This window comes from Mesorhizobium sp. M7A.F.Ca.CA.001.10.2.1, from assembly GCF_003998575.1.
Classification (GTDB): domain Bacteria; phylum Pseudomonadota; class Alphaproteobacteria; order Rhizobiales; family Rhizobiaceae; genus Mesorhizobium.
On sequence record NZ_RZQY01000638.1, the window covers coordinates 1 to 3,580 of the forward strand.

Sequence of the window (3,580 nt, forward strand, 5' to 3'; positions counted from 1 at the left end):
GCAGTGCCGCATCGAGGTTGGACAATGGCTCGTCGAAGAGAAAAAGCTTGGGTTCGCGCACCACGGCGCGGCCGATGGCGACGCGCTGACGCTGGCCGCCGGAGAGTTCGGCCGGCCGCCTTTCGAGATAGGGCTCCAGCGACAGCATCGACGAGGCGATGCCGATGCGGCGCTCGATCTCCGGGGCGGGCGTGCCGGCCTGCTTGAGGCCAAGGCCCATATTGTTCTTCACCGTCAGATGCGGGTAGAGCGCATAGGTCTGGAACACCATGGCGATGCCGCGCTTGGCCGGCGGCGTGGCCGAGACGTCCGCGCCGTCGATCACAACACGGCCCGAGGTCGAATCCTCCAGTCCGGCAATGACCCTGAGCAAGGTCGACTTACCGCAGCCGGAGGGGCCGACGAAGACAACGAACTCGCCGTCGTTCACTTCGAGGTTGATGCCCTTCAGCACCTCGACCGGCCCAAAGGCCTTCTTCACGTTCTCGATGTTCAGCGAGCCCACTTCGTTCCTCCGGATTGGAATGTGGGCGCCAAGACACCCCCCTCTGGCCTGCCGGCCATCTCCCCCTCAAGTGGGGAGATTGGCAGCTTTGACGCCGCCGCACTCTTTTCAACGTTGGTGATTGGCGAAGGCCGTGCCGAAAGCTGATCTCCCCCCTTGAGGGGGAGATGGCCAGCAGGCCAGAGGGGGGCGCCGTAGAGCGCAGCCCCTGACGACAATTCCCTGATCACAACCGCACCGCCTTTCCACTGCGCACGCTCTCGTCGGCTGCAAGGCAGACGGCGAGCGATTTGACCGCGTCGTCCATATGTTTGGTGAGATCGAGATCCTCGCGGATCGCCTTCAGCACGAAGGCCTGTTCGAGGTCGCAGAGATCCTGATGGCCGGGTTCGCCCTCCATCGACAGCATCTCGTCGGCCTTGAGAAACTTGCCGTCCGCGCCGGTCGCCGCACTGTGCAGGCGGATGGTCGAGGTCTTGGTGTGGGTGTCGATGTCATCGGACTTCACACCTTCCTTCATGACGATCGACACGCAGCCATTGGGCGAGATGACGTCCTTCACGAAGAACGCCGTTTCCGAAATCATCGGACCCCAGCCGGCTTCGTACCAGCCGACCGAGCCGTCGTCGAACAGCACCTGCAGATGGCCGTAATTGTACATCGACTGCGCCACCTCGTCGGACAGCCGCACGCCCATGCCACGCACCTCGATCGGCTTCGCATCGGTGATCTGCAGCATGACGTCGAGATAGTGCACGCCGCAGTCGACGATCGGCGACGTCGTCTGCATCAACTGCTTGTGCGTCTCCCAGGTGTGGCCTGAGGATTGCTGGTTGAGGTTCATGCGAAAGACGTAGGGGCCGCCTAGCTTGCGGGCTTCGGCGATCAGCCTGATCCAGGACGGGTGATGGCGCAGGATGTAGCCAATCACCAGCTTCCTGCCATTGGCCTTCGCCGCCGCGACGACGCGCCTGGCGTCGGCCACCGTCGTTGCCAGCGGCTTCTCGACGAAGACGTGGCAACCGGCCTCGAACGCCCTCACCGCATAGTCGGCATGGCTGTCGGAATAGGTGGCGATGCAGGCGACATCGGGCTTTTCCTCGCGCAACGCCTCGTCGAAGGAGCGCCTGATGCCGTAATCCGACAGCCCGTCCGGCAGCGGCACGTCGGAGCGATTGATCAGCGCCGCGATCTGGAAACCTGGATTGGTATGGTAGGCCAGCGCATGGCTGCGACCCATATTGCCGAGGCCGGCAATGACGACGCGGAGGGGTGTTTCAGAGTTCACTTGACGGCTCCGGACGTGATGCCGCGGATCAGCTGCCGCGAGAAGATGACGTAGAGGATCAGCACCGGCATGATCGCCAGCGACAGGGCTGCCAGGATGGCGTTCCAGTTGGTGACGAACTGGCCGAGGAACAGCTGGGCGCCGAGCGTCACCGTCTTGGTTTCTTCCGACGGCGCCAGGATCAGCGGGAACCACAGATCGTTCCAGATCGGGATCATGGTGAAAACGGCGACGGTCGCCATCGAGGGCCTGACCAGCGGCAGCACCAGCCGGAAGAAGATGGTGTATTCGGACAGGCCGTCGATGCGGCCGGCATTCTTCAGATCGTCGGAGACCTGCTTCATGAACTCCGACAGGATGAACACGGCAAGCGGCAGGCCTTGCGCGGTGTAGACCAGGATCAGCGCCGTCAGCGTGTTGACCAGCCCGCTCGCCACCATCAATTGCAGGATGGCGACGGTGCCCAGCCGGATCGGGATCATGATGCCGAGCGCCAGGTAGAGCCCCATCAGCGAGTTGCCGCGGAAGCGGTATTCCGACAGGGCGAACGCCGCCATGGCGCCGAACAGGAGCACGAAGAACAGCGAGGCGACGGTGACGACGAGGCTGTTCTGGAAATAGTGGATGAAGTCGCCCTGGCCGATGACGGTCGTGTAGCCGATCAGGTCGAAGGTTTTTGGCGTCGGCGGCGTCAAAGGCGCGCCGAAGATGCCGGCGCGGGACTTGAACGAGTTCATGATGACGAGGATCACCGGAAACAGCGCGATCACCGTGTAGGTCAAAAGGATCGCGTGGGCGCCGATGGTGCGGGGCACGGAACGGGTGGCGGTGCTCATCTCTCGGCCCCTCAGAACTGGTAGCGACGCAGGCGCGTCTGGACGAGGAAGAGGTAGACGCAGACGCCGCCGAGGATGATCAGGAACATCATCGTGGCGATCGCCGCGCCCATATTGGGGTCGCCGGTCTGCAGCTGGAAGCCGAAGAAGGCGCGGTAGAGGAAGGTGCCTAAAATGTCGGTCGAATAGTTCGGCCCGGCGAGCGCGCCTTGCGCGGTGTAGATCAGGTCGAAGGCGTTGAAATTGCCGACGAAGGTGAGGATCGAGATGATGCCGATCGACGGCAGGATCAGCGGCAGCTTGATCTTCCAGAATTGCGACAGGCCGGTAATCCCGTCGCATTCCGCGGCCTCGATCACCTCTTCGGGGATCGACAGCAGTGCCGCGTAGATCAGCATCATCGGGATGCCGACGAACTGCCACACCGAGATCAGGCTGAGTGCGGTCAGTGCATATTGCTCCTTGCCGAGCCATGGCGTGAACAGGCTTTTCAGGCCGACGAGGTCCATCAGATGCGGCGCCACGCCCCACAACGGGGACAGGATCAGCTTCCAGGCGAAACCGACGATAACGAAGGACAGGATGGTCGGCACGAAGATCGCCGTGCGGTAGAAAGCCGCGAATCTCAGTTTCGGACTGGACAGAAGCGCGGCCAGCATGACGCCGATCGGGTTCTGCACGATCATGTGGATGATGAAGAACCAGACATTGTTCCTCAGCGCGTTCCAGAAACCCACCGACCAGTTGGGGTCGCCGAACAGCGTGCGGAAGTTTTCCAGCCCGACGAAGACCTGGTGCTGCTCGATGTTGCGGAACAGCGACAGCTGCAGCGTGCCGGCGAGCGGCAGGATCATGATCGCCGTGTAGACAAGCACCGCCGGCGCCAGGAAGACGCCTATATGCCAGCGGAACGGTCTTTTCGGTCTGATATCTGCGGCCATGAGTTCGGTC

Annotated in this window: 4 protein-coding genes; all 4 read right to left on the reverse strand. The window is 62.6% G+C overall.

Annotation, left to right across the window (positions count from 1 at the left end; translation table 11 throughout):
* Positions 1 to 505 (reverse strand): ABC transporter ATP-binding protein (locus EN964_RS28955; protein ID WP_164776058.1); only part of this gene is annotated, 505 nt, incomplete at its 3' end.
* 226 nt (positions 506 to 731) lie between these two features.
* Entirely contained in the window at positions 732 to 1,793 is a 1,062-nt protein-coding gene (locus EN964_RS28965) for a Gfo/Idh/MocA family protein (protein ID WP_127269380.1), read from the reverse strand.
* Entirely contained in the window at positions 1,790 to 2,629 is an 840-nt protein-coding gene (locus EN964_RS28970) for a carbohydrate ABC transporter permease (RefSeq protein WP_127265686.1), read from the reverse strand. The genes EN964_RS28965 and EN964_RS28970 overlap by 4 nt, the downstream gene beginning before the upstream one ends.
* 11 nt (positions 2,630 to 2,640) lie before the next feature.
* The gene (locus EN964_RS28975) at positions 2,641 to 3,570 is read right to left on the reverse strand and encodes a carbohydrate ABC transporter permease (RefSeq protein ID WP_127269379.1); all 930 of its coding nucleotides are present in this window, start codon (positions 3,568 to 3,570) and stop codon (positions 2,641 to 2,643) included.
* Between the last annotated feature and the right edge of the window lie 10 nt (positions 3,571 to 3,580).

Excerpts from the sequence above, each read along its gene's own strand:
- EN964_RS28975 (WP_127269379.1), bottom strand. The coding sequence starts at position 3,570 with ATGGCCGCAGATATCAGACCGAAAAGACCGTTCCGCTGGCATATAGGC.
- EN964_RS28970 (WP_127265686.1), bottom strand. The coding sequence starts at position 2,629 with ATGAGCACCGCCACCCGTTCCGTGCCCCGCACCATCGGCGCCCACGCG.